The organism is Limnochorda sp. L945t, assembly GCF_035593305.1.
Taxonomy (GTDB): domain Bacteria; phylum Bacillota; class Limnochordia; order Limnochordales; family Geochordaceae; genus Carboxydichorda; species Carboxydichorda subterranea.
This window is the reverse complement of sequence record NZ_CP141615.1, coordinates 2,938,501-2,962,138: the sequence shown is the minus strand read 5'-3', so window position 1 is coordinate 2,962,138 and position 23,638 is coordinate 2,938,501. Positions and strand designations below refer to the sequence as shown.

General features: G+C 69.6%; 26 protein-coding genes. 20 read left to right on the top strand and 6 right to left on the bottom strand.

Features of this window, described 5'->3' with window-relative positions:
* Positions 1-5: 5 nt before the first annotated feature.
* From recF to U7230_RS13685, 5 genes are all read right to left on the bottom strand, one after another.
* Positions 6-1,157 carry a DNA replication/repair protein RecF gene (gene recF / locus U7230_RS13705; protein WP_324716396.1) on the bottom strand — a complete coding sequence of 384 codons (1,152 nt, stop codon included), beginning with the start codon at positions 1,155-1,157 and terminating at the stop codon, positions 6-8.
* Between the two features lie 10 nt (positions 1,158-1,167).
* Positions 1,168-1,404: an RNA-binding S4 domain-containing protein gene (locus U7230_RS13700; RefSeq protein WP_324716395.1), complete on the bottom strand. Its 237-nt coding sequence runs from the start codon at positions 1,402-1,404 to the stop codon at positions 1,168-1,170.
* A gap of 66 nt (positions 1,405-1,470) precedes the next feature.
* Positions 1,471-2,601, bottom strand: a complete 1,131-nt coding sequence (gene dnaN, locus U7230_RS13695; RefSeq protein WP_324716394.1) for a DNA polymerase III subunit beta — start codon at positions 2,599-2,601, stop codon at positions 1,471-1,473.
* 308 nt (positions 2,602-2,909) lie between these two features.
* On the bottom strand, positions 2,910-4,292 hold the full coding sequence (gene dnaA, locus U7230_RS13690; protein WP_324716393.1) for a chromosomal replication initiator protein DnaA: 1,383 nt from the start codon (positions 4,290-4,292) through the stop codon (positions 2,910-2,912).
* Between the two features lie 150 nt (positions 4,293-4,442).
* A complete protein-coding gene (locus U7230_RS13685; RefSeq protein ID WP_324716392.1) occupies positions 4,443-5,327 on the bottom strand; it encodes an ATP-binding protein in 885 nt (294 codons plus the stop codon).
* Positions 5,328-5,897: 570 nt separating this feature from the next.
* Here U7230_RS13685 and rpmH point away from each other — a divergent pair.
* The 13 genes from rpmH (at position 5,898) to U7230_RS13620 (ending at position 14,165) form a co-directional block, all read left to right on the top strand.
* Positions 5,898-6,035: a 50S ribosomal protein L34 gene (rpmH, locus tag U7230_RS13680; protein ID WP_324716391.1), complete on the top strand. Its 138-nt coding sequence runs from the start codon at positions 5,898-5,900 to the stop codon at positions 6,033-6,035.
* A 17-nt stretch (positions 6,036-6,052) separates the two neighbouring features.
* Positions 6,053-6,427 (top strand): ribonuclease P protein component, encoded by a 375-nt coding sequence (gene rnpA / locus U7230_RS13675; protein ID WP_324716390.1) that lies wholly within the window; start codon positions 6,053-6,055, stop codon positions 6,425-6,427.
* Positions 6,382-6,639 carry a membrane protein insertion efficiency factor YidD gene (gene yidD / locus U7230_RS13670; protein ID WP_404980527.1) on the top strand — a complete coding sequence of 86 codons (258 nt, stop codon included), beginning with the start codon at positions 6,382-6,384 and terminating at the stop codon, positions 6,637-6,639. The genes rnpA and yidD overlap by 46 nt, the downstream gene beginning before the upstream one ends.
* Positions 6,640-6,682: 43 nt before the next feature.
* The gene (locus U7230_RS13665; protein ID WP_324716388.1) at positions 6,683-7,303 is read left to right on the top strand and encodes a YidC/Oxa1 family membrane protein insertase; all 621 of its coding nucleotides are present in this window, start codon (positions 6,683-6,685) and stop codon (positions 7,301-7,303) included.
* A complete protein-coding gene (gene jag / locus U7230_RS13660; RefSeq protein WP_324716387.1) occupies positions 7,300-8,130 on the top strand; it encodes an RNA-binding cell elongation regulator Jag/EloR in 831 nt (276 codons plus the stop codon). Before U7230_RS13665 ends, jag begins: the two co-directional genes overlap by 4 nt.
* Positions 8,131-8,216: 86 nt before the next feature.
* Positions 8,217-8,948, top strand: a complete 732-nt coding sequence (gene rsmG, locus U7230_RS13655) for a 16S rRNA (guanine(527)-N(7))-methyltransferase RsmG (RefSeq protein WP_324716386.1) — start codon at positions 8,217-8,219, stop codon at positions 8,946-8,948.
* 97 nt (positions 8,949-9,045) lie between these two features.
* A complete protein-coding gene (locus tag U7230_RS13650) occupies positions 9,046-9,942 on the top strand; it encodes a ParB/RepB/Spo0J family partition protein (RefSeq protein ID WP_324718250.1) in 897 nt (298 codons plus the stop codon).
* Positions 9,927-10,733, top strand: a complete 807-nt coding sequence (locus tag U7230_RS13645) for a ParA family protein (RefSeq protein WP_324716385.1) — start codon at positions 9,927-9,929, stop codon at positions 10,731-10,733. The genes U7230_RS13650 and U7230_RS13645 overlap by 16 nt, the downstream gene beginning before the upstream one ends.
* Positions 10,687-11,610 (top strand): ParB/RepB/Spo0J family partition protein, encoded by a 924-nt coding sequence (locus U7230_RS13640; protein ID WP_324716384.1) that lies wholly within the window; start codon positions 10,687-10,689, stop codon positions 11,608-11,610. Before U7230_RS13645 ends, U7230_RS13640 begins: the two co-directional genes overlap by 47 nt.
* Positions 11,611-11,766: 156 nt before the next feature.
* Positions 11,767-12,717 (top strand): M23 family metallopeptidase, encoded by a 951-nt coding sequence (locus U7230_RS13635; RefSeq protein WP_324716383.1) that lies wholly within the window; start codon positions 11,767-11,769, stop codon positions 12,715-12,717.
* A 24-nt stretch (positions 12,718-12,741) separates the two neighbouring features.
* Positions 12,742-13,188 carry a bactofilin family protein gene (locus tag U7230_RS13630; protein WP_324716382.1) on the top strand — a complete coding sequence of 149 codons (447 nt, stop codon included), beginning with the start codon at positions 12,742-12,744 and terminating at the stop codon, positions 13,186-13,188.
* A gap of 31 nt (positions 13,189-13,219) precedes the next feature.
* Positions 13,220-13,867 carry a phosphoribosyltransferase gene (locus U7230_RS13625; RefSeq protein WP_324716381.1) on the top strand — a complete coding sequence of 216 codons (648 nt, stop codon included), beginning with the start codon at positions 13,220-13,222 and terminating at the stop codon, positions 13,865-13,867.
* A 46-nt stretch (positions 13,868-13,913) separates the two neighbouring features.
* The gene (locus U7230_RS13620; protein ID WP_324716380.1) at positions 13,914-14,165 is read left to right on the top strand and encodes a YkuS family protein; all 252 of its coding nucleotides are present in this window, start codon (positions 13,914-13,916) and stop codon (positions 14,163-14,165) included.
* A 41-nt stretch (positions 14,166-14,206) separates the two neighbouring features.
* On the opposite strand, the gene yyaC is transcribed toward U7230_RS13620, so the two are convergent.
* Positions 14,207-14,854, bottom strand: a complete 648-nt coding sequence (gene yyaC / locus U7230_RS13615) for a spore protease YyaC (RefSeq protein WP_324716379.1) — start codon at positions 14,852-14,854, stop codon at positions 14,207-14,209.
* Positions 14,855-15,072: 218 nt separating this feature from the next.
* Here yyaC and U7230_RS13610 point away from each other — a divergent pair, with 218 nt between their 5' ends.
* Genes U7230_RS13610 through sucD form a run of 7 tightly spaced genes read left to right on the top strand, consistent with a single transcriptional unit; the run spans position 15,073 to position 23,514 of the window.
* Positions 15,073-16,083: a hypothetical protein gene (locus U7230_RS13610; RefSeq protein WP_324716378.1), complete on the top strand. Its 1,011-nt coding sequence runs from the start codon at positions 15,073-15,075 to the stop codon at positions 16,081-16,083.
* A gap of 48 nt (positions 16,084-16,131) precedes the next feature.
* On the top strand, positions 16,132-17,355 hold the full coding sequence (locus U7230_RS13605; RefSeq protein WP_324716377.1) for a cysteine desulfurase family protein: 1,224 nt from the start codon (positions 16,132-16,134) through the stop codon (positions 17,353-17,355).
* Positions 17,342-18,586, top strand: a complete 1,245-nt coding sequence (thiI, locus tag U7230_RS13600; RefSeq protein ID WP_324716376.1) for a tRNA uracil 4-sulfurtransferase ThiI — start codon at positions 17,342-17,344, stop codon at positions 18,584-18,586. Before U7230_RS13605 ends, thiI begins: the two co-directional genes overlap by 14 nt.
* Complete coding sequence (locus tag U7230_RS13595) at positions 18,546-20,465, top strand: VanW family protein (protein ID WP_324716375.1); 1,920 nt, start codon at positions 18,546-18,548, stop codon at positions 20,463-20,465. The genes thiI and U7230_RS13595 overlap by 41 nt, the downstream gene beginning before the upstream one ends.
* A 32-nt stretch (positions 20,466-20,497) precedes the next feature.
* Positions 20,498-21,424, top strand: a complete 927-nt coding sequence (locus U7230_RS13590) for a branched-chain amino acid transaminase (protein ID WP_324716374.1) — start codon at positions 20,498-20,500, stop codon at positions 21,422-21,424.
* A gap of 2 nt (positions 21,425-21,426) precedes the next feature.
* Positions 21,427-22,572: an ADP-forming succinate--CoA ligase subunit beta gene (gene sucC, locus U7230_RS13585; RefSeq protein ID WP_324716373.1), complete on the top strand. Its 1,146-nt coding sequence runs from the start codon at positions 21,427-21,429 to the stop codon at positions 22,570-22,572.
* A gap of 51 nt (positions 22,573-22,623) precedes the next feature.
* Positions 22,624-23,514 carry a succinate--CoA ligase subunit alpha gene (sucD, locus tag U7230_RS13580; RefSeq protein WP_324716372.1) on the top strand — a complete coding sequence of 297 codons (891 nt, stop codon included), beginning with the start codon at positions 22,624-22,626 and terminating at the stop codon, positions 23,512-23,514.
* The last annotated feature ends 124 nt before the right edge of the window (positions 23,515-23,638 follow it).

Here is a 23,638-nt window from a genome sequence, read left to right as displayed (position 1 = left end):
CGCCGTCACGCACCTGCGAGGATTTCCAGGGTGCCGCCCGAAACCCTCCATGCCCTCCCGGGACGCACGGCCTGTCGTTGGGGAGAAAGCCACTCCGGATCGAGCGCCGTCGCGCTGAGCCACACTTGCGCCGTTTCGGGCAGCGCCCGGATCAGCCGTGCCCGGCGGCCGGCGTCGAGCTCCGACGCCACGTCATCGAGGAGCAGCACGGGGCCTTCGCCGCTACGTTCCCTCATCCACTCCCAGGCGGCCAGGTGGAGAGCGACGGCGGCGGTGCGTTGCTGGCCCCTGGACCCAAAGCGGCGCGCTTCCACGCCGTCCAGGCCGATCTCCAGATCGTCCCGGTGCGGGCCTGCCAGCGTCACCCCCCGTGCCAGCTCGGCCGCGCGCAGGCGCTCCAGATGGGCAGCGAACGCCCGCTGGAGCGAGCGGAGGTCCGCAGCTCCCCGATCGACCGCCCCGGGCCCGGAGGCCTTGTACGTCATTTCCAGGGTCGAGGCGCTCCCGGCTATGGCCTGATAGGCCTGCGCCGCCGTCCCGGCGATCGCGTCGACCAGCGCGTGGCGGGCGACGGTCAGATAGGAACCGGCGGCGACCAGCTGCTCGTCCCAGGCTTCGAGCAGCGACAGCGCGGCCTGCCCCTCGCGGATCTGCTGCAGGGTCCGGTTGCGCTGCAGCAGGATCCGCCCGTACTGTAGCGCGAGCCGCCGGTACGTGCCGTCCGTTTGGGCCAGCACCGCGTCCAGGAACCGCCGCCGGTCCGCCGGGCCTCCTCGAATCAAATCGACCTCGTCGGGCGAGAACCACAGCACCGCCAGCGTTCCCAGCACGTCCGCCGCCCTGGGGAGCGGCTTGCCGTTGAGGCGGTACGAGCGGGCCTTTCCTCTTGCAAGGGTGACCTCGACGTCTCGGGTCACGCCGGTCGCGTCCTGGCTTACCCGAGCATGCACGTGCCCTTGGTCGACGCCGTACGTGACGAGGTCTCCGGGCTCCCGTGCCCTTGGCGAGCGTGCGCCGGCCAGTACCCATAGGGCTTCGAGCAGGTTGGTCTTGCCTTGCCCATTGAGGCCCACCAGGAAATTGAGGCCCGGGCTGGCCTCGACCAGCACATCCCGGAAGTTGCGGTAATGGGTGAGGCGAAGGCAATCGACCCGCACGGGCGACGGCTCAGCCCAGCCTGGTGATGACGACGAAGAGCCCGCGTCCGGCGACCTCTACCTCGTCTCCGGGTCGAAGCTTGCGGCTGCGGCGCAGCTCGGGCCGGCCGTTGACCCTCACTCGCCCGGCCCCGATCAGCACCTTCGCCTCTCCCCCGGTACGCGCTGCCCCGCTCAGCTTGAGGAACTGCTGGAGCTCGATGGGCTCCTCCCGGATTCCCACAGGCACAGCCGCCACTACAGGCATCCCTCGTCCTTTCGTCTCAGCCTGTACGCCCTGGCTCCCACGTGGACAGGGTAGCCTCGCTCCTGCTCATCCCAGCCGCACCGGCATCAGGACGTACCGGTAGCCCCCGTCGCCGGGCACGCGAACGGTCGCCTGGCGGCTCGGATCGCCCACCTCGATGGCCATCTCCTCGGTGTCGAAGGCCTTCAGCACGTCCTCCAGGAACCGCACCTGATAGGCCGCCTCGAACGCCTCTCCCTCGGTCGACGCCTCGAGCACCTCTTCCCCCTGGGCCACGTCCTGCTCCTTGCTCTTGACCACCAGGCGCCCGTCGCCCGCGGATAACTGTACCACAGCCGGTCCCCGCCGGCTGAGGAGGGCTGCCCTTTGCACGGCCTCGAGCAGCTCGAGCCTGCGGAATCGTACCCTATTGGGCAGGTTTTCGACGAACACCTGCCGGTAGGGAGGGAAAGTGCCCTCGATGAGCCGGCTCACCAGTACCACTGCCCCTGAGCGCAACACCGCGAGTCTCTCCCCCAGCTCGAGGGCCACGCTCTCGCCTCCGTCCAACGCCGAGCAGACGCGCTGCATCTCCTCGAGCGCCCGGACGGGCAGGATCACCCTGGGAGCGAACAGCCCCACGTTGCCAAAACTCTCCGTGCGGTCGACGCTCACCTCCCGGTAGGCCAACCGGGAACTATCGGTCGCCACCAACCGGAGGCTCTCCCCCTCGACCTCCACCAGGACCCCGCTCAGGACGGGCCGCTGGTCCGAGCTGGCGGCCGCGAAGCGGCTCTGAGCAATGGCCCGATACAGTGCTTGGGCCCCCATGACGACCCTCCAGCCGTCGGCCAGCTCCGGAAAGGCAGGAAACTCCTGAGAGTCGACGGAGACGAGGGAGAACCGGGCCCCGCCCGACTCCACCACGACCGAAGTACCTCCGCTCACGGTGGCGATTCGTACCATTTCTCCCGAAAGACGCCGCACGAGGCTGGAGAAAAGCCGCGCGTCGACGACCCGAGCTCCTTGCTCCGTCGGTTGTCCCTCGACGAAAGCCGCAATGCTGAGCTCGAGGTCCGTGGCCCGCAGGCTCATTCCGGAAGGAGAGGCCTCTACGAGGATCCCGTTGAGGACGGGAACGTTCTCCCGGGTGGCCGCAGCTCTCTCCACGATGGCCAGCGCGTCGGCCAGTTGCTGGCGAGCGCAAGTGATCTCCATGGGCTGGTAGCGCCCTCCTTTGCCTGGACTTGGATCGAGGCCATCTCCTCCTCCTACTCCGGGGAGGAACTAAGGATATGCAGTCGAGGCAGTAGGAGCCGTGGATATGTGGACAAGGCTGCCAGACGCATGGGCGTCAAAATCCGCCTCCGTTCGAAGCTGTGGACGAACGGGAGACACAATCGGGATAACCGCTAACCGAACAGTCTGACCTCCTGTCCCCGAACAGCGGTCTGTGGAGAAGCGCCTGACTTGTCCACGGTCTTTCCACCGGTTTTCACAGGTTTTCAGGGCCTTTTCGACAGGGTTCACGTCCGGCTGAGTCGCTGGCGGAGGTGCCGGATCAGGTCGTTGACGGCCCCATCGGCTCGCATGGCAGCTTGGACCCTTTCGATGGCGTGGAGGACCGTGGAGTGGTCTCGCCCTCCGAACTGATCGCCGATGTGGGGCAACGAAGCCTGGGTCAGCTCCCGTGCGAGGAACATGGCTATCTGGCGGGCGAAGGCCACGTCTCGGGTCCGGCTCTTGCCCCTGAGTTCCTCGGGTTCGATGCCGAAGTGCTGGGCGACGACGGCCTGGATGCGATCGATGGTGAGGGGGCGGCGCTGCGACTCGGTGAGGTCCCGGAGCACCTCGGCCGCGAGGTCGAGGGTGGCAGGAGCGCCGGATAGCCGCGCCGCGGTGACGACCTTGCGCAAGGCCCCCTCGAGAACTCGGATGTTGGACTGGATGGATTCGGCAATGTAGTGCAACACCTCGTCGGGAACGGGGGTACCCGAGGTCTCGCACCGCTTGCGCAGGATGGCAAGGCGCGTCTCGAAGTCGGGGGGTTGGATGTCCGCCAAGAGCCCCCAGGCGAAGCGGGAACGGAGGCGCTCCTCGAGTTTGGGGATCTCGACCGGGGGCCGATCGCTCGACAAGATGATCTGGCGGCCGGCCTCATACAGCGCGTTGAAAGTATGGAAAAACTCCTCCTGCGTGCTTTCCTTGCCCGCCGCGAAATGGACGTCGTCCAGCAACAGCACGTCCAGGGAACGGTAACGGCTGCGAAACTCGGGCATGCTCCGCCTCTGGAGAGAGTCGACCAGGTCGTTGGTGAACGTCTCCGTGGTGATGTAAAGGACGCGCAAGTGCGAGCGCTGCCGTAAGAACTCGTGGGCGACCGCCTGCATCAGATGGGTCTTTCCCAGGCCGACGCCCCCGTACAGGAAAAGGGGGTTGTACGGGCCGCCCGGGTTGCTGAGGACTCCCTGGCACGCCGAGTAGGCGAAGCGGTTGCTCGCGCCGACGACGAACGTGTCGAAGGTGTAGCGGGGATTGAGGCCCCCTGGACCGGTGGGATGAGAGGGGTCCTCGTCTGCGGCGACGTCCGGCGCAGGCGGCGCGCCCCGCTGGGGCTGATCCGACGACGGAAAAGGGCGGGCGCGCGAAGGGGTGGGCTCGCCCGGCGCGACGAGGACCACCGAGCACGGGTGCCCGGCGAGCCCGGTAAGAAGGGCTTCCATGGCGGGCCCGTAGCGCGCCCGCACCCAATCCCTGGTGAAAGGGTCGGGTACCTCGACCACGAGCGTCTCCCCGTCGAGCCCGACAGGGCGCGAAGCGCGTAACCAGGTGTCGAAGCCCGGGCTCATGCCCTCCCGCTCCCGGAGCATCGACACCGTGGCGTTCCATAGTTCAGACCATGATTGCATGACAAGACCTCCCGGTCCTCGGGCGCTTGCTCGACGGGAGGATAGCGCCGCGCAAGAGCGCTCCCTGCGAGCAGCGCGGCCAGCCCCAAGACCAAGCCGGGCCCCGCTGGTCCCATATGCGGCGGCTGCGGCGCATCCCGGCGCCGATCGTCACGGTCGCGGAGAGCCCCCCATCTCCTCTCCGGCGATGCACTCGGCCATCTCGATCCCGCGGGCCGTGAGCGCGCGCTTACCCGAGGCGCGAGCGGCCACGAGTCCGTACCCCTCGAGGGCCACCAGCTCCCGAAACGCCGTGGTCAGGCTCACGCCGAGGTGCTGGGAGACGGCGCTCGGCCCCATCTCGCCGGCTTCTGCGAGGAGCAAGACGAGGCGCTGCTGGCGAGGAGTGAGAGGGCGCGTCTGTGCCGTCGGGGCAGGCCGCAAGACGGGCGATCCGCCCGGAGCGCTGAGCGCCCCGGAAGGAGGTGCCAGCGTCACGACGGTGCCCCCGGCAAGGTTGTCCTCGATACGCAACTCGCCGCGAATCTCCTGCATCAGTTGCTGTGCCACGGGCAGCCCGGAGCCGACGCCGCGGATGTAGCGGCGTAGGTCCGGAGTGGCCGTGGTGAAGCCGGGCAGTAGCGCCCGTGCCTTGTCCTCGATGCCCGGGCCCTGGTCGGAGACGGTGACGGAGCCGTCTGCTCCCAGGGAGACGGTCGCCATGTGGAAGCGAGCGTGGATGAGGTTTTCTATGACCGCCACCACCGCGGCGGACGGGACAGGGCTGTGCTGCTGGCGAGCCAGGGTGAGCGCCCGGTCGCACGCCTCGGCCAGGAGATCCCCGGGATCCTCCGCGAAGAGGTCATACACCGCGGGGAGGTGGGAGGCGGAGTAGACGGCGAGGCGGACCTGGAGCTGAGGCGCCGCTTCGGGCTCCGACGGCTCCCGGGCTGCAGGTCCGAAGGGCGTCAGGCGGACCCGGCCGGTCGCCCGCTGTGCGTCCGGGCGAAGACGAAAGATCGCAGCGCCACGCGAAGGCGTCGACTCTACGGCCATAGGCGTCCTCTTCAAGCAGCCGGAAGGGTTTCCGGGGTGACGAAAAGTGCGTGAAAAGCCGTCGGAGCATGGAGGCAGAACCGGTCATATCCACAGTATCCCCAGGTTATCCACAGGCCCTTTTGGCACGTGGGAGGGAAACCGGAGAGGCGAGCGTGCAGCCGGAAGGCAGCCGGGAGCGGTAGCCGCTTCTCGGGAAGACCGGCGAAAAGGTGGGGAAAGCGTGAAAGCAGGCGAGCCATCGAGCGGCACCCTCCCGTCCTCCAGGTGGCGGGCCCCGTTTTCGCGCACGCGTTCCACAGGTTGTCCACAGCCTGTGGAGAACTCCCCCGGTGCGCGGTGGCCGCGCAAAGGGAAGTCTAAGGGGACTGCCGGCCGGAGGGCAAGGTGCCGGAGTGGGGCCGGCACGCAGGGGCGGCCGTTGACGCCAAAATTGCGGCGAGGCTATAATCGAACCTGCCGCTTTCTGGGCAAGAAGACCCTTTCCATTCCCGGTGCGCGTCACTACGGGGTCGCGCCCGTGGAGGAAAGGTTGGGGCCACAAGGAAAGAGAGCGTGTAGATCGACGCGATGAAGAGGACGCTGCAACCGAAGCGTCGCCGGCGGTATCGAGTACACGGCTTCCTGCGGCGCATGTCGTCGCCCGGTGGGCGCCGCGTGCTGAAGCGGCGGCGTGCCAAGGGGCGGTATCGCCTTACCGTCGACTGAGGCGGCTGGGTGGCGAGGTGGCCGCGCGGCTGGGCCGGCTGACACGGCACTCCGACTTCGATCGGGTGTTCCGGGAGGGGCGGCGCGGGCGAAGCGATCTCTTGCTGGTGCGCGCCGTTCGCACAGGGCGTGAAGAGGTGCGGGTCGGGTTCGTGATCGGGCACAAGGTAGGGGGCGCCGTGGCGAGGAACCGGATCCGGCGGCGCGTGCGGGAGGCCTTGCGGGGTTGGGGGGCGCGTCTGCCGGGCGGGGTCGACCTGGTGATTACGCCTTCGGCTGCGTGCGTCGAGGTGCCGTTCGAGCGCCTTCGGGAGGCGCTCCGGTCGGCGTTGAAGAGAGCAGGGGCATGGCTGGACGAGGCGGCGACCGAGGAGGCCGGACGGGCGCGGTGACGCCCGCGCGGGCGCTGGCGTGGGCGATTGGCGCGTACCGGCGGTGGATTTCGCCCTATACCCCACCTACGTGCCGGTTCCATCCCTCGTGCTCGGCCTACGCCGAGGAGGCGGTGCTCAAGCACGGGGCGGTCAAGGGAGGATGGCTGGCGGTAAGGCGGCTTTTGCGCTGCCACCCGTTCCACCCGGGAGGGTACGATCCCGTCCCGTGAGAGGGCATCGGGCGCGGGCCGGCGCAGAGACGGAGGCAGACACTTGACAGAGCTCGCCAACGGCATGTGGTGGGTGCTGGAGCAGTTTCGGGGGTTGACCGGTAGCTACGGGCTGGCCGTCATCGGGCTGACGCTGGTCGTGCGGGCCCTGCTGCTGCCGTTGGGCTTCGCCCAGTTGAGGGCAATGGAAGGCCAGAAGCGGCTGCAGCCGAAGCTGCAAGAGCTGCAGAAAAAGTACCGGGAAAAGCCGCAAGAGCTTCAGCGGCGCATGATGGAGCTGTACCGGGAAGAACGGCTCAACCCCTTCAGCGGGTGCCTTCCGTCGCTGGTGCAGCTTCCCATCCTGTGGGCGCTGTGGCTCGCGTTGCGCCGCCTGCCCGAGGGCAGCCTTTTCTTGCTGTGGGACCTCGGGAGACCCGACCGTATGTTCGTATGGCCGATCCTCGCAGCCCTCACCCAATACCTGTCGATGAAGCCGACCATGACGGATCCGAAGCAGAGCAGCATGATTTGGATGATGTCCGCCATGACCGGCTTGTTCGCCGCGACTTTCCCCTCGGGGCTGGCGCTGTACTGGACGGTCAGCAACGTGCTCACCTTCGGGCAGTACTGGTTTTTCCAGCGGCGGCTCGGGACCGCAGAGGGAGGCGTGCGCGCGACATGAGTGGCCCGCGGTCGGTCGTCAAGTCCGGGCGCAGCGTGGAAGAGGCCCTGGAGGCGGCCCTGGACGAGCTCGGGGTGGGTCGGGACGACGTGGAGGTCGAGGTTCTGGAGGAATCCAACCGCGGCCTGCTGGGATGGCTGGGCGGCCGGCTGGCCCGGATCCGGGTCACCGTGCGAGGATCGGAGAGGGGAGCGCCGGCGCGGGCTTCTCGTGCACGGCCGGCGGTCAACGGCCGGGAGGAGCAGGAGGAGCGGGAGGGGCAGAGGGGAGAGGGCGAGGCTGCCGGGCCAGACCCGAATGCCGTGGAGAGGGCACTGGGAGCTGCGCGGACGTTCCTGAGGGACGTGGTGCGGCTGATAGGGGCGGACGCCATGGTGGAGACGCGGCGGACCGCTCCCGACCTCTTCACCCTCAACGTGGTGTCACAGCGGGCCGCACTGCTCATCGGGCGCCACGGGGAGACCCTCAACGCCTTGCAGTTGTTGACCAACCTGGTGGCCAACCGGGCCCACGAGGGACCGTGGATCCGGTTCGTCGTGGACGCGGGCGACTACCGGGGCCGGCGAGAGAGCACGCTGCGGAGCCTTGCGCTCAGGGCTGCCCGCAAGGTGCGGGTGGAGCGCCGGCGCGTGGCGCTCGATCCGATGAACGCGCTGGAACGGCGGATCGTGCACATGGCGCTGAAGGACGATCCGCACGTGGAGACGCGGTCGGAGGGGGAGGAGCCCAACCGTCGGGTGGTCATCTGGCCGAAAGGCGCGCTGAAGGCGCCGGGTCAGGCTGACGAGGGCGGCTCGCCGCGGGCAGGAGGAAACGGCCAGTCCTGAGAGGGAACGCTCGACGAGAGAAAGCGGAGCCGAAAGGAAGGAGGGACGGCCGCCTCGCGGCCGTCCCTTTGTTTGGGGAGGAGCCGGTGGCTGGGGGCGCTGGGCGGGAGCGGCAGGTGGAGTGGCTGATCGGCGGGGCGAGGGATCTGGGGGTGGAGCTCGGGGAGGAGCAAGCCGAGGCTCTCTTGCGGCTGACGGAGCTGCTCGTGGAGGGTACGCGGCGGGCGAGCCTCACGGCGATCACCGACCCGGGGGAGATCCTCGTCAAGCACCATCTCGACTCGCTCTCGGTGGTGCGGTGGATTGGAGCCCAGGAGGCAGGGAGCTGGGCAGACGTGGGAAGCGGCGCCGGGTTTCCCGGGCTGCCGCTGGCGATCGCGCGCCCGAGGCTGCAGGTCGTGCTGATCGAGTCGGTGTTGCGCAAGGTGGAGTTCCTCGAGCAGGCGGTGCGAGCCCTGGGGCTTGGAAATGTGCAGGTGGTCCGGGAGCGGGCGGAGGTGCTGGCCCGTGAGGAGAGCTGGAGAGAGAGCCTGGACGGTGCGCTGGCGCGGGCGCTCGGCTCGCTGGCGGTGAGCGTCGAGCTGTGCGCACCCCTGGTGCGGGTAGGCGGTCGGGTGCTGATCATGAAAGGGCCGGCGGTGGCCGAAGAGTGGGAAGCCGGGCAGCAGGTGGCGGGGGCCGTGGGGTTGGGGCGGCTGAGGCAGGAGGCGCTCACTCTGCCCGGGGGGGATCGCAGGGTCCTGGTGATGGCGGAGAAGGTTCGAAGGACTCCCGGCCGCTTCCCGCGGCGTCCCGGGCGGTGGGGGCGCCCGGCGTGAGGGGAGCCGGGAGAGGAACGAGGAACGCCTTGAAGAATGCCGCCAGGGAGCCGTGTTAGGCGCGGGGGTAGGCGATGGGGAGGAGGGGCGCTTGGCCGTGCGGCTTGGCGAATTACTTCGGGGAAGGACGGCTGGGGGGCCCCGGGTCGCGCGCCAGGCGGGGATCGATGAGGCTCCGGCCGTAGACGTGCGGTGGATCGAGGTACAACGTATCCACCCGAGCCCGTACCAGGCGCGGCAGGGGATCTCCCAGGAGGAGCTGGAGGGTCTCGCTCAGTCGATCCGGGAGCACGGGCTCATCCAGCCGATCGTGGTGCGCCCGGTGGAGCAAGGGTACGAGCTGATTGCCGGGGAGCGGCGCTGGAGAGCCGCTCAGCTCGCGGGCCTGGAGCGGGTGCCTGCCATCGTACGCGAGAGCGATGACCGGACGGCCGCGGAGTGGGGCCTCATCGAGAACTTGCAGCGCTCGGGGCTGCACTTCCTGGAGGAGGCCGACGGCTACCGGCGGATCATGGAGCGGTTCGGGCTCACGCAGGAAGAGATGGCCAGGGTGTTAGGGTGCAGCCAGGCCGCCGTGGCCAACAAGATTCGCCTGCTGAAGTTGGCGCCTGAGGTGCAGGCGTTCATCCGGGAGCAGAAGCTCGGGGAGAGGCAGAGCCGGGCCCTGCTAAGGGTGCAGGACCCGGAGCAGCAGCTGAAGCTGGCCCGACGGATGGCGGAGGAGGGGCTGGGCGCGGAGGCGAGCGAGCGGCTCGTGGAGCAGGCGGTACAGGGTAAGCCGAAACGCCGGACGGTGCGGGGGGCGTACGGGGACGCGCGGATCTTCGTCAACGGGCTGCGGCAGGTGGTTCGACAGGCTCGTCAGGCGGGGATCGAGGCAAGCCTGTCAGAGGAAGAGGACGGCGACGGGTGGACGTTCGTGGTGAAGCTGGGGCGGCGGGTGCTCGAGCGGGGCGAGAGGGGGAAGGGAGACCGGCGGTGGGGCGCGTCATAGCCATCGTGAATCAAAAGGGCGGGGTGGGCAAGAGCACCACGGCCGTCAACCTGGCGGCATACATGGCGCTCGCCGGGCGGAAGGTCCTGCTGGTGGACGGGGATCCTCAGGGCAACGCGACCACGGGCGTGGGAGTCAACAAGCGAGAGCTCGAGGGGTGCGTATACCACGTGCTCATGAACGAGCGCCCGATGGAGGCCGTGATCCGCGCAACGGAGATAGCGGGACTGGATCTTGCGCCGGCCACCATAGACCTGGCCGGAGCCGAGATCGAGCTGGTGAGCGCCCTGTCCCGGGAGTTCCGGTTGAAGCGGGCCCTGGAGCCGGTACGCTCGGTGTACGACTACATCCTGGTCGACTCGCCCCCGTCGCTGGGGCTGTTGACGCTCAACGGGCTTGCGGCCGCCGACGAGGCGCTGGTGCCGATCCAGTGCGAGTTCTACGCGCTCGAGGGCCTCAGCCAGCTGATGCGAACCATCGAGATGGTGAGGGAGCACCTCAACCCCGACCTGGTGGTGGGCGGGGTGGTGCTCACCATGTACGACGCTCGGACCAATCTGTCGCAGCAGGTGGTGGATGACGTTCGGTCCTTCTTCGCCGGGAAGGTACGGGTCTTCGAGACGGTGATCCCCCGTAACGTCCGCCTGACCGAAGCGCCCAGCCACGGAAAGCCGATCGCCCTGTATGACCCGGGCTGCCGAGGGGCGGAGGCGTATCGAGAGCTGGCGGAGGAGGTGATGCGCTATGAGCCGGCAGGCGCTCGGCAGAGGGCTGCGGGCGCTGATTCCTGAGGTGGTGAGTGGCGTGGGAGGCGGCCCGGAGGAGGGAGTGCGGGAGATCCGGGTCGCGGAGGTCGAAGCCAACCCCTTCCAGCCGAGGCGGCAGTTTTCCGAGGCATCCCTTCAGGAGCTGGCGGAGTCGATCCGCGCCCACGGAGTGCTGGAGCCCATCGTGGTGCGGCCGGCGGGTCGCGAAGGCCAGGGGGCCCGCTACCAGATCGTGATTGGGGAGCGGCGGTGGCGGGCCGCGCGGATGGCGGGCCTGGAGGCGGTGCCGGCGGTGGTGCGGGCGGTCGACGACCGCCAGATGTTGCAGATGGCGTTGGTCGAAAACCTCCAGCGTGAGGACTTGAGCCCTCTCGAGGAGGCCGAGGCGTACCGGCGGCTGGTCGAGGAGTTCGGGATGAGCCAGGAGGCGGTCGCCCAGGCGGTGGGGCGGAAGCGGCCGACGGTGGCCAACGCCTTGCGGCTCCTGGAGCTCGAGCCGGAGATCCAGGGGTGGATCGAGGCAGGATGGCTGAGCGCGGGGCACGGCAAAGCGTTGCTCGGGTTGCCCGCGGGGCCCGAGCGCGTGCAGGTCGCAAGGAAGGCTGCGGAGGGCCAGCTCTCCGTGCGCGAAACGGAGGAGCTGGTGCGGCGGATGGTGGAAGGGCGGGAGGAGAAAGGCGGGAGGGAGCAGGCTCGCAAGAGGGACCCGGGGAGTTCCCGGTGGGGGGAGGTGGCGGCGGCGCTGGAGCGCGCGCTGGGCACGCGGGTGGTGATCCGGGAGGGGCGGCGCAAAGGCCGGATCGAGATCGAGTTTTACGGGGAGGAAGAGCTGGTGCGGCTGGTGGAGTTGCTGGGGCAGGTGGAGGCTCGTGCGGAGGCGGGCGAGGGATTGGGAGGATAGCGAGCGTCGACACTGTTCCACGTGGAACGTAGCGAGGCGCACGACGCCCTGGAGCCTGTTCCCGGACATGGCAGCAGTCGGCAGGAGTTTACAGTAGAGCCGTCGAACTTCCCCGGTACGGGGTGGGGGCCAGAGAACCGGAGGTAGACCGGTACAATGGCCCAGCGACGGCCACGCGAACACATAACCATCACGATCGTCCCCCACGACGGGCAGCGGACCCATACCATCCGAGTCAGCCGCCCGGTTTACGACGCGCTCAAGGGTCTCGCCGGCGCTCTCGTTGTTGCCACGCTCCTGTTTGCATCCTCTTTCTTCGACGCCCGCGATATGGCCGGCAAGCTCCGAGCTCACCTGGATTTGCAGCTCCGCCAGTACGCGCGGCTCGAGCGGGCGTACCTCGAGAGCGAGACGCGCTACGAGGGACTGCTCTCCCAGGCGCTCACCATCCAGAAAGACCTGGCAAGCCTCGCTACCTCGACTCGGGAGCTCCGGCAGATGCTTCTCAATGCGGACGCGGTGCCTCCACCGCCTCTTCCGCCCGTCCGGCAGGTGGCGGCTGAAGACGCGCAGGTCGGCCGAGGTGGCCCTGCAGGGCATCGCGAGGTCATTCAGGTCGTCACCGCGACGCTCAAATACGCCGACGACCAGCTGGCAGCGTTCGACGACCACGTCCGCTCCCTGCGCTCCACGACCCTGGAGTACGTTCGCCGGCGCGCTCACACGCCGTCCATCTGGCCAGCCGACGGCTACCTCAGCTCCACTTTCGGACCACGGCGCCATCCTGTGACCGGAGAGCCGGACTACCACTACGCGGTGGACGTGGCGGGCATGACCGGCACGCCCGTGCTCGCCGCCGCGGATGGCACCGTCGTCATGGCAGGCCGCAAGGGCGGCTACGGGCTGACCATCATGGTCGACCACGGCTACGGACTGCGCACCCTGTACGGTCACCTGTCGAGAATCCTGGTGAGGGTGGGCCAGAGGGTAGCGAAGGGGCAACAGATCGGCGCCATGGGTTCGACGGGGTTGAGCACGGGGCCCCATCTCCACTACGAGGTGCACCTCAACGGCCGGCCGGTCAATCCCTTTCACTACCTTCCGTGAGCTGCCCGAAGGAGGCTGGGGTACGTGATTCGATCTCGTCGAGAGGGCGCGGCGGCACCGCCGGACCCCGGAGCGGTTTCCACCATCGTGGGTAAGGGGACCGAGGTGAAAGGCAACCTCAAGAGCTCGGCTTCCGTCCGGGTGGACGGCAAGCTCGAGGGGTCCGTGGAGACCAGCGCCGACCTCATCGTGGGAGAGGGCGGCCTCTTGCTCGCCAACGCCCAGGCCGCTTCCATCCTGGTTGCCGGCGAAATCCAGGGTCAGGTACGGGCAACCGCGCGCCTCGAAATCACCAGCTCCGGGAGGATCCGGGGAGACGTCGAGACCCCCGTCCTGGTGGTCAACGAAGGCGGTCACCTCGACGGCAAGTGCACCATGACCGCCGGCGACAGGTCGGCCGTCGCGTTCGGAGCCACGGCAGCCGCCGCACCGGCGTGGGAGGCCGCAGCCTCGAGCGACCACAAGGAATGACGGAGCCTGGCCCGCCCGAAGGAGGCCGGCCGTGCGCTTTGCCGACCGGGAGAACGCGGGAGACCGCCTGGCGGCGCTCCTGGAGGAGTTCCGCGGTACGGACGCGCTCGCCCTCGGAATCCCTCGGGGGGGCGTCGTGGTGGCGTCGCGCGTGGCAACGCGCCTCGGGCTGACCCTCGGCGCCGTGTCGGTCAAGAAGGTCCCTTGTCCCTTCAACCCCGAGCTGGCCGTGGGGGCCGTCGCCGCCGACGGTACGGAGCTCCTCAACGAGGAGGCCGTCCGAGCGCTATCGATCGGCCCCGACGAGCTACGACTCGCCGTGGAAGCAGCGCTCGACGAGGCCAGGCGGCGGGAGGCGGCGTATGGATGTCCAATCGGAGCCGTCTCGGGCCGCCGGGTGTTGATCGTCGACGACGGCCTGGCGACGGGCTACACGGCCATCGCCGCCGTGCGATACGCCACCCGCCACGGGGCGGAGAGCGTCACCGTGGCCGTGCCGGTAGCCGCCAGATCCAGTGCCCGCATGGTGGCCACAGAGTGCCGCAAGGTGGTCGCCGTGACGCTGACGGATGAGCTCGAGTCGGTCGGACAGTGGTACGACGACTTCCGCCCGGTGGACGACCAGCACGTGCTGCAACTGCTGCGGCCGGAGCATCCCCAGGCCGGCCCGGGCGCATGAGTCCCCGGGCGCAGGGCCAGCCTAAGGCCCGGAGGGATGGCCGGCCATGGGAGAGCCCAAAGTCATTGCCTGCGACGACGACATCATGCGGATGCGCGAGGCGATCGAGGCAGCGGGCTACCGCGTGGTGCCGCTCCACGAGGCCGATCTCCGGCAGGTTGCGGCCGTGGTACTGAGCGGCATGGACGACAACCTTCTCGGCAGCGAGCGACGTCTGTCGGACGCGCCGGTCATCGAGGCGTCCGGGATGAGTGCGGACGACATCGTGGCGGCTTTGCGAGACCGGGTGGCCGGCTGAGCCCGCCGGCGCGCGTCCGGGGCCATACGGGAGCCGGCCGGTTACCGGGGCAGGGTGCACGGTGGCCCCAACTCAGGGGCGGCCGCACTTTGCCTCGACCAGGCCGTAGCGGCCGCCTGTGCGATGCCCCCCGCAATGACCTGGGCCATCTGCCAGACCACCCCGAGGCGGGTATTTTGGAGCACCAGGTACTCCATGAAGCCGCCCACGTTGACGACCCCCACGATGTGCGCGTTGCCTACTTCCGGGAGCGTCTTGCGCACTCCGGTCCCAGGGCGCAGAGGGCCCATCCGCAGCGTGAGGCTGCCGACGTTTTCCGCCCGCCCGAGGCAAGCGTCCACCGCCAGGGTGAACGAGGGCGGGCGGGCCGCCAGGCGAACCAGGGTATCACCGAGGTTGGTGGCGTGGACCGGCTCTTCCAGCGTGCCGTACACCCTCAGCCGCGGGACCAGGCGCGCCAGGTGCGAGCCTACGAGCGGGCCCAGGGAGTCGCCTGTCGACCGGTCGGTGCCGATGCATACCACCGCGGCGTCGTCCCAGGCCTCAGGGGACGCCCCGACGACCTCCAGCAGGAGCCGAGCCAGGAGCCCACACGCCTCCGGCTGCTGGTAGCGCACTCTCAGGACGACGTCGGGCTCCCCGTCGTCACGGACGACCGGCCCATTCGGATGCCAGGTACGTGGTTTCACCGTCGCTCCCCTTGCCCGGCGGACTATCGGGGGCACGCCCGTGGGAAGCCCTCGAGCAAGGAAGGGAAGGGCCCCAGTCACTGGAACGGTAGGACGGCCCCGCGCTCCGTTGACGTTATATGTAGCGGCGCCCGGACGTATACACCGCTGGGTGAAGCGACTTGCCCAGAGCCAGGGGCCGCCTTCTCGGGTCCCTTCTCCCGCCGGGTAGCGCCGCCGTGGCGTGGACCATCTTCAGCGCCATCGTGGGGGCGGGGTATGCCAGCGGCCGGGAACTCGTTGTCTTCTTCCATCCCTGCCATCCCCAGTCCATTCCCGCGGCGATCGTGGCCGGGATGCTGGCCGGCGTGGTCGCAGGCTGGGGCGAACCCGACGCGCGCCCTGCGCCGCCCGGCTTTTCGGGGGCCGGCGAGCTACCGCGCCTCCTCGAACGCGTCACCATCGTCTGGCTGTCCTGGGTCAGCCTGGCTGCCATGCTGGCCGGTCTGGGGCACCTCTTTGACCCGGCAGGACGCCATCGGGTGCTGGCTACGCTGGCAGGAGCAGGGCTGGTCTGGGCGGGCGCGGCCTTACCCGCGCAGCAAGGCCTGGCCCGTATCGCCTCCTGGTTGGGCCCGCCCGTGGTCGTCATCATGACGCTGGAAGCGCTCGCCTGGCGGGTGCTGGGGGGGTCCCTGGCCACCCCGCCGCCGGGGGCCGCCCGCCCTGGCCCGGCTTGTGTCTGGAATGTCCTCTCGTACGCCGCGGCCAACGCCCTGTTCGCCCGCGGCGCCGTGCTGCCGGTGGCACAGGGACTCGGGCTTCGCCTCCCCGCCCTGCGCGTCGCTTCGGTGCTCGGGGGAGTGATGGTGGGCGCCGTAGCCGCCGCGGGTCTCGCCATCATTGCGCGCTCCGGCACCCACGAGGCGGCGATGCCCCTCGCCTCGGCGTCGGCCGCGCTCCACCCGGTCGCCCTGGGCCTTCACCTCGGGGTGCTCTTCGCTGCTATCTACACGACCGGGGTGGCCGCGGCCGTCTCGCTGGGGAGCTCCGGGAGAGGACGGGCGAGCGGGCCCATGGGAGCGGTCACCAGGCAGGCCGGATGGTGGATCCTTTCGGCCGTGCCGGTCGCGCTGGCGGGGTTTGCCGAGACCGTAGCCCACCTCTATCCTGCCGCCGGGTGGATGGCCCTGACCGTGCTGGCGCTGAGGGCCGGCTTTGCAAGCTGGCTACGCCGCCGCCTATACTAGAGGTACATCGGCCCTCGCCGCTCTTCGAAGGACGTGAAAAGCACACCGTTGGCAGTATCACGGGCAACCGACGCTACGGAGTCGCGGTGCATCTACCTGGACAACGCCTCCACGACCCGGGTCTGGCCGCAGGTGCTGGAGACGATGGCGCGGATGCTGCGGGAGGACTACGGCAACCCCTCGTCCCGGCACCACCTCGGCGCGCAGGCCAGGGAGGCCGTCGAAGAGGCAAGAGGTCGAGTGGCCGCCCTGGTAGGGGCGCCGCCCTCCTGCATTTACTTCACGGGGAGCGCCACCGAGGCCAATAACCTGGCCATCCTGGGCACCGCCTACCAGCATCGCCGGCAGGGACGTCACCTGGTGGCGACCGCCATCGAGCACCCTTCCGTCCTGGAGCCACTCCGGGCGCTGGAGCAGGAGGGCTTCGAAGTCTCCCTGGTCCGGCCCGGACCGGACGGGGTGGTCTCTCCCGACGACGTGGCGGCGGCTCTCCGTCCGGATACCATCTTGGTCTCCGTCATGACTGTCAACAACGAAGTGGGCTCTGTGCAGCCCGTGGAGGCCATCGTGCGCGCTGTACGGGCCACGGCCCCCCACGCGCTCGTGCACTCGGACATGGTCCAGGCTGCCGGGAAGCTGCCCGTGGACGTGCGGGCGCTGGGCCTCGATCTTGCCTCCCTGAGTGCCCACAAGCTCCATGGTCCCAAAGGCATCGGTGCCCTGTACGTACGCACCGGGGTGCGGTTGCGCCCGATCGTTTGGGGCGGCGGCCAGGAGCGAGGAGTGCGAAGCGGCACGGAGAACGTCCCCGCGATCGCCGGCTTCGGCGTGGCGGCGGCCATCGCCCGCGCCGCCCTGCCGGAGACGGTTGCGCGGCTGCGAGGCCTCATGAGGCGGCTGCGGGAGGGCCTCCGTGAGGCCTACCCGGAAGTGGCGCCGTTGGGGCCTCAGGACGAGGCACGACGCGCGCCCCACATCCTCGCGGCGGCGTTCCCGGGGCTGAGGGCCGAGGTGCTGGCCTCCCACCTCGACCAGCAGGAAGGGGTGGCCGTCTCCATCGGTGCGGCCTGCTCCTCGCACAAGACGCGGACGAGCCACGTACTGGAAGCCATGGAGGTGCCGCCGGCACTGGCGGCGTCCGCCGTTCGCATCAGCCTGGGGCTGATGACGACCGAGGAGGAGGTCGATGCGGCCATTCGTCGCATCGGATCCGCGGCGCGCGACCTCAAAGCCTTCCTCGCCTCGGGGGGGCGGCGCGGTGCCCGGGCCTGAGCTCTCCAGGGTCGTGCTCGTTCGCTACGGTGAGGTAGGGCTCAAGGGGAGCAACCGAGCCTGGTTCGAGCGCACCCTGGCCGGCAACCTCCGCCGAGCGCTCCGGCACGTGGGCCCCTGCCACGTCGAGGACCTTCACGGGCGGCTGCTCGTGCGGCCGGAGGCCTTGGCCACCGACGCCGGGCTCGACGCCATGAGCTCGGCGGCGGCTCGGGTCTTCGGCGTGGTCGGGGCCGTGGCCGCATGGGAGACGCCTCTCGACATCGAGGCGATCCGGGAAGCGGCCCGGGCGCTCGTCCGGGCCGCGCTTGCCTCCTCGCAGGGGGGCCCGCTTGCCTTCAAGGTCTCGGCACGGCGGTCCAACCGCCGGTTTCCGATGGATTCCATGGAGATCAACCGCGACGTCGGGGCCGACTTGCTGCGGCTGCTCGGGGCCCGGCTCCAGGTGGACGTTCATCGTCCCGCGCTCACCGTGCACGTGGAGGTCCGGGACGAAGCGGCGTACGTCTACGGCAACGAGCAGGCGGGGCCCGGCGGCTTGCCGATCGGGGTCAGCGGGCGAGCGCTCGCTCTCGTTTCCGGAGGGATCGACAGCCCGGTGGCCTCCTGGATGGCCATGAAGAGGGGCCTGTACGTGGACGCGGTCCACTTCCATGCCATGCCCTTCACCTCCGAGCAGGCGCGGCTCAAGGTGCTGCGGCTGGTCTCCATCCTCGCCGGTTGGCAGGGGCGCATGCGGGTCTTCGTGAGCCGCTTCACGGAGGTGCAGAAGGCGATCTACGCCAACTGCCCGGCCGACCTCGGCGTGCTGCTGATGCGGCGGATGATGGTGCGCATTGCCACCCGCCTGGCGGAACGACACCGCTACGACGCCCTGGTGACCGGGGAAAACCTCGGCCAGGTGGCGAGCCAGACGGTGCCGAGCATGGCCGTCGTCGAGGCGGTCTCCGGGCGAATCGTCCTGCGGCCCTTGCTCGCCTGGGACAAGTCGGAGATCGTGGACGTGGCGCGGCGCATCGGCACGTACGAGACATCCATCGAGCCTTACGAGGATTGCTGCACCCTCTTCGTGGCCCGCCACCCACAGACGAGACCCAGGTTCGACCGCGTCGAGGAAGCGGAGTCGAAGCTCGACGTGGACGGCCTGGTGGATCAGGCACTGGAGCAAACCGAAGTGGTGGAGGCGTCGGATGCCGTCGGAGTCCACGGAGGCGGCCTCGCCGGGCGCTGAGGGATCGCTTTCTCAGCAACTGGCAGTCGCGCAGTCCCTCCTCGATGCCGGCAAGGTCGGGGAGGCGCTCCTGCGCCTGACCGCACTCGAAAGCGCCCATGCCCGCTCGGCGCCCCTGTCCAACAAGATGGGAGTCTGCCTGGCCCGGATGGGCCGGCTGGAAGAGGCAGAGGCGCGCTTTCGGGAGGCCGCCGAGCTCGACCCATCCTTTGCGCCGGCCTGGAGCAACCTCGGTAACGTCTACCTGGAGCGAGGGAGGCTGCAGGAGGCAGAAGACGCCTACCGCCGCGCCCTGCAGCTCGACCCGTCCTACGCCCAGGCCCACCGTAACCTGGCAGCGGCCCTCAAGCGCATGGGTCGGCTCGACGAAGCGGTGCGTCACCTGAAGGAAGCCGTACGCCTGGAGCAAGAGCTGGCCAGGCAGAGCCGCCCGAGGGAGGCCACGCGGTGGCTCTTGTACGCGGGCCTGGGTGTCGTCATCCTCCTGTACTGGCTGTCGCGCCACGGCCTCAAGACGGTGGTCGGCCTCCTGATCGGCGGCGGGATGCTGCTCGCCTCCGCCGGCGCCCCGGCCCGAGCCGAGGCGGCGGCGGGGCCGCAGCCGGCCGAGACCGGGCGGGTGTGGCGCTTCCCTGAGGGTATCAGCCTCGCAGGCGTGGACGTGGCGAGCCTGACCGTGGAGGAGGCGCGCGCTTCCCTGCAGACGTTCGCCTCCTCTTTGCTCCAGCAACCCGTGGTGCTCCGGGCACCCGGCGCCCGGTGGGAGGTCGTGCCGGCCCAGGTGGGGATCGAGCCGGACGTCGAGCTCATGCTGGGCAAAGCTCTCTCGGCCGCGCTGGAGGGCCGCCGGGCCGTGGTGGGCCTGGAGCTACGGCGGCCGAACACCCGGGAATGGGCAGCGCTCGTCCAGAGCCTCGTACGGGAGCTCGAGGTACCCCCTCAACCTCCCCGGGTCTACGTGCGACAGGACGGCGAGGCGGAGATCGTCCCGGGGAGGTCCGGGCGCCGGATCGACAGGGAGGGCCTCGAGCGGGCGCTCATGGGAGCGTCGGCGGCGCTGAAGTTGAGGGCGGTGGACGTGCCGCTGCGGGCGGTCCCGCCTGCCCCGAGCGTCGAGGACCTGCAGGCGCTGCGGCGCCCGCGGCTGCTTGCGAGCTACCAGACCCGGTTCGACCCCGCCGCAGAAGAGCGGGCGGCCAACATCGCCATTGCCGCGGCCGCCCTGGACGGCATGGTGCTGAAGCCGGGCGCGACGTTTTCTTTCAACGAGGCGGTCGGGCCCCGCATCACCGAGCGAGGTTACCGGACGGCGCCGGTCATCCTGGACGGCCAGCTCGTGCCCGACGTGGGCGGGGGCGTGTGCCAGGTCTCCTCGACCCTGTACAACGCCGCGCTCTTGGCCGGGTTGGAAGCTCGCCGGCGCGCCCCGCACTCCATCCCTGTTTGGTACGTGCCGCTGGCGCGGGACGCGACGGTCGCCTACGGGTTGATCGACCTGCGGCTCGTCAACCCTACCGGCGACTACCTGGCCGTCTCGGCACGCGTGGGAGGCGGCCGGTTGCAGGTGGCCCTCTGGGGGCCGCCGGATGCGCAGCCGCTGCCCTGGCGGCTGCGTACGCTGGTCGAACAGGCGATCCCGGCGGGCTTGCCTCCTGCGGCCGGCCAGGTCGAGGTCACCGTGCAGCCGAACGCCGCCCGGACAGGCTACGTGGCCACCCTGTGGCGGGAGTTGCCCCTCTATGGCCCTTGGGCGTGGCGTCAGCAGGTCAACCGGTCGGTGTACCGGCCGTACCCCGCTGCCGCGGCGCCGGCCTCCGAGGAAGGAAAGACCGAGGCGCCGGTGAACATGGACGCGCATGCACCGGTTCCCAACTCCTGAACCAGAGGGTCTGCACGGGAGGCGAACCTTCAATGGCACGGTACGCGTACTTCGAGGGGCGGGTCGTCGACCTGGAGGACGCCCGGATCAGCGTCATGACCCACGCTTTCAACTACGGCACGGCCTGTTTCGAAGGGATCCGGGCGTACTGGAACGAGGAGCGCCGGCAACTCTACCTCTTCCGGGTGCGGGAGCACTACCAGCGGATGCTCAACTCCGCGAAGATCCTGCGCATCCGCTCGGCTCTGACCCTGGATCAGCTCGTGGAGGTGACGCTGGAGATCCTCCGGCGTAACGGCGACCGGGAGGACGTGTACGTGCGCCCCCTCTTTTACAAGAGCGAGCGGGCCATCGGGGTGCGCCTGCACGGCCTCTCCGACGACTTCACCCTTTTCGCCGTGCCCTTCGGCCCGTACCTGGACGTCGAGAAGCCGATCCGGGCCCGGGTGTCGTCGTGGCGGCACGTCGGTGACAACGTCATCCCGATGCGGGCCAAGATCTCGGGCTCGTACGTCAACGCGGCCCTGGCCAAGTCGGAGGCGGCCGAGGACGGATACGACGAGGCCATCTTCCTGACCGAGGATGGCCACGTGTCGGAGGGTAGCGCCGAAAACCTCTTTCTCGTCCGTAACGGCCGGCTGATCACGACGCCCGTTTACGCCGACATCCTGGAAGGCATTACGCGAGCGACCATCCTGCAGCTCGCCACAGAGCAGCTCCATCTCCCCGTCGAGGAGCGTCCCATCGACCGGACCGAGCTATACGTCGCCGACGAGGTCTTCCTGGTAGGAACGGGCGCCCAGGTCAGCGCCGTCGGCGAGATCGATCACAGGCCGGTGGGTGACGGGGCGATGGGGCCCATCACCCGCCGTATCCAGCGGCTCTATTTCGAAGTGGTCAAAGGCAACGTTCCCGAGTACCGTCACTGGCTCACGCCGGTGTACCAGGAGGGGAAGTGACGATGCGGCTCACCGAAGCGCAGTCCAAGGCCATCTTTCGGGACGGGGGCCTTCCCGTGCCCGATGGGCGGGTGGCCTCCTCTCCTGACGAGGTGCGCCAGATCGCCGGCGAGCTCGGGGGCCGCGTGGCAGTCAAGGTGCAGATCCCGATCGGGGGCCGGGGCAAAGCCGGGGGCATCCGGATCGCGGCTACTCCGGACGATGCCGCCAGGGCGGCATCCGAGCTCATCGGCGCACGGATCCGGGGCTATGAGGTCCGTCAGGTGCTGGTGGAGCGGGCGGCGGCGGTCCAGCGCGAGTACTACCTGAGCGTGACCGTCGACCGATCCCGCCAGGCCGCGGTGGCCATCTTCTCCACGGCCGGCGGCATGGACATCGAGGAGGTAGCGGAGAAGACTCCCCACCTGGTCGCCAAGGAGTGGGCCGATCCGCTCCTGGGGCTGCGCGACTTCCAGGTGCGGCGGCTTTTCGAGGAGGGCGGAGCCCCCGCCGAGGCGCGCAAGGAGCTGGCGCGTTTCGCCCGGATCCTTTACGAGCTCTTTCGCCGCCACGACGCCCAACTGGTCGAGATCAACCCGCTGGCCCAGCTGGAGGACGGCACGCTCGTCGCTCTCGACGGCAAGGTGGAGATCGACGATAACGCGCTCTTCCGCCACCCCGACCTGGCCGCCATGCGAGAGGTGGAGGGGGACCATCCTCTCGAGCGGGCGGCGCGTGAACAACACCTGGCCTACGTGAAACTGGACGGTAACGTGGGCATCATCGGCAACGGTGCCGGGTTGGTCATGGCCACCCTCGACATGGTGCAGCGGGAGGGGGGACGCCCGGCCAACTTCCTCGACATCGGCGGGGGAGCGCGAGCCGACGTCGTGGAGCGGGCCCTGCGCATCGTGCTGAGCGACCCCGACGTGAAGTCCGTGCTGATCAACGTCTTCGGAGGCATCACCCGGGGGGACGAGGTCGCTCGCGGCATGCTGCAGGCACTGGGCCAGCTGGAGAGGCGCTCCGTCCCGATCGTGGTACGGCTTGCCGGCACCCGGGCGGAGGAGGGGCGAGCGCTCCTCGTGCAGGCGGGCCGCGGCATCGAGACCGCGCCCACTTTCCAGCAAGCGGCCCGGCGGGTGGTGGAGCTGGCCGCCGGAGCCTGAGCGCCCGGCGGGCGGATAGCCTTCGAGCTTACGGACGGGGGCGAGTACGACTTGTCCATCCTCGTGGATCGCAACACGCGCGTCGTCGTCCACGGCATCACCGGGCGCGAGGGAGAGTTCCACACGCGGCAGATGCTCGCCTACGGCACCAAGGTGGTGGCGGGCGTCACGCCCGGCAAGGGAGGCACCAGGGTCGAGGGGGTGCCCGTCTTCGAGACGGCAGCCCAGGCCCGGAAGGCAACCGGGGCCAACGCGTCGATCATCTTCGTGCCGGCCGCGTTCGCCGCCGACTCCGCGCTCGAGGCCATCGAGGCGGGCATGAACCCCGTGGTGGTCATCACCGAGGGCATTCCCGTGCAGGACATGCTGGCGGTCGTGGCGGCAGCCCGCAGGAGGGGGACGCGCCTCATCGGCCCCAACTGTCCGGGCTTGATCTCGCCGGGCGAGGCGCTCGTGGGCATCCTGCCGGGCGCGATCTTCCGGCCCGGGCCCGTGGGCCTCGTCTCGCGGAGCGGGACCCTGACTTACGAAGTCGTGCACGAGCTGAGCCGGGCCGGGCTGGGCCAGTCCACGTGCGTGGGGGTCGGGGGAGACCCCATCATCGGCTCCCGGTTCGTGGACATCCTCCACCTCTTTGAGCAGGATCCGGCCACCCGTGCGGTGGTGCTCATCGGGGAGATCGGAGGGACCGACGAGGAAGAGGCGGCCGCGTTCATCCGGGACCACGGGACCAAGCCCGTCGTCTCGTTCATCTCGGGGCGCACGGCTCCCCCGGGCAAGCGCATGGGACACGCCGGCGCCATCATCTCGGGCAAGATGGGCACTGCGCAGTCCAAGGTCGAGGCGCTGCGCGATGCAGGCGTGCCGGTGGCCGACTCCATCCAGGAGATCGTCGGCCTCGTGGCGGAGCGCCTGAGCTCCCCGGCGCGCGCCCGCTCCTGAGCCGGAGCCCGGCGCCGGGAGGTGGGCCGAAGCTAGCGACCGGGGGCGACCCACCAGACGATGGCGCGCCGGCGCCAGATGAGACGAGTCAGGTGGATCAGGGCCAGGCGGCGCAGCATGCTCC

What these genes read in the sequence shown, in the direction of transcription:
- yidD (WP_404980527.1), top strand. Translation starts at nt 6,382, where the DNA reads ATGGCTGGACGAGGCGGCGACCGAGGAGGCCGGACGGGCGCGGTGACG.
- U7230_RS13620 (WP_324716380.1), top strand. Translation starts at nt 13,914, where the DNA reads ATGGGAGAGCCCAAAGTCATTGCCTGCGACGACGACATCATGCGGATG.
- U7230_RS13685 (WP_324716392.1), bottom strand. Translation starts at nt 5,327, where the DNA reads ATGGCCGTAGAGTCGACGCCTTCGCGTGGCGCTGCGATCTTTCGTCTT.
- jag (WP_324716387.1), top strand. Translation starts at nt 7,300, where the DNA reads ATGAGTGGCCCGCGGTCGGTCGTCAAGTCCGGGCGCAGCGTGGAAGAG.
- sucC (WP_324716373.1), top strand. Translation starts at nt 21,427, where the DNA reads ATGCGGCTCACCGAAGCGCAGTCCAAGGCCATCTTTCGGGACGGGGGC.
- U7230_RS13595 (WP_324716375.1), top strand. Translation starts at nt 18,546, where the DNA reads ATGCCGTCGGAGTCCACGGAGGCGGCCTCGCCGGGCGCTGAGGGATCG.
- U7230_RS13700 (WP_324716395.1), bottom strand. Translation starts at nt 1,404, where the DNA reads ATGCCTGTAGTGGCGGCTGTGCCTGTGGGAATCCGGGAGGAGCCCATC.
- U7230_RS13590 (WP_324716374.1), top strand. Translation starts at nt 20,498, where the DNA reads ATGGCACGGTACGCGTACTTCGAGGGGCGGGTCGTCGACCTGGAGGAC.
- U7230_RS13640 (WP_324716384.1), top strand. Translation starts at nt 10,687, where the DNA reads ATGAGCCGGCAGGCGCTCGGCAGAGGGCTGCGGGCGCTGATTCCTGAG.
- rpmH (WP_324716391.1), top strand. Translation starts at nt 5,898, where the DNA reads ATGAAGAGGACGCTGCAACCGAAGCGTCGCCGGCGGTATCGAGTACAC.
- dnaA (WP_324716393.1), bottom strand. Translation starts at nt 4,292, where the DNA reads ATGCAATCATGGTCTGAACTATGGAACGCCACGGTGTCGATGCTCCGG.
- U7230_RS13635 (WP_324716383.1), top strand. Translation starts at nt 11,767, where the DNA reads ATGGCCCAGCGACGGCCACGCGAACACATAACCATCACGATCGTCCCC.
- dnaN (WP_324716394.1), bottom strand. Translation starts at nt 2,601, where the DNA reads ATGGAGATCACTTGCGCTCGCCAGCAACTGGCCGACGCGCTGGCCATC.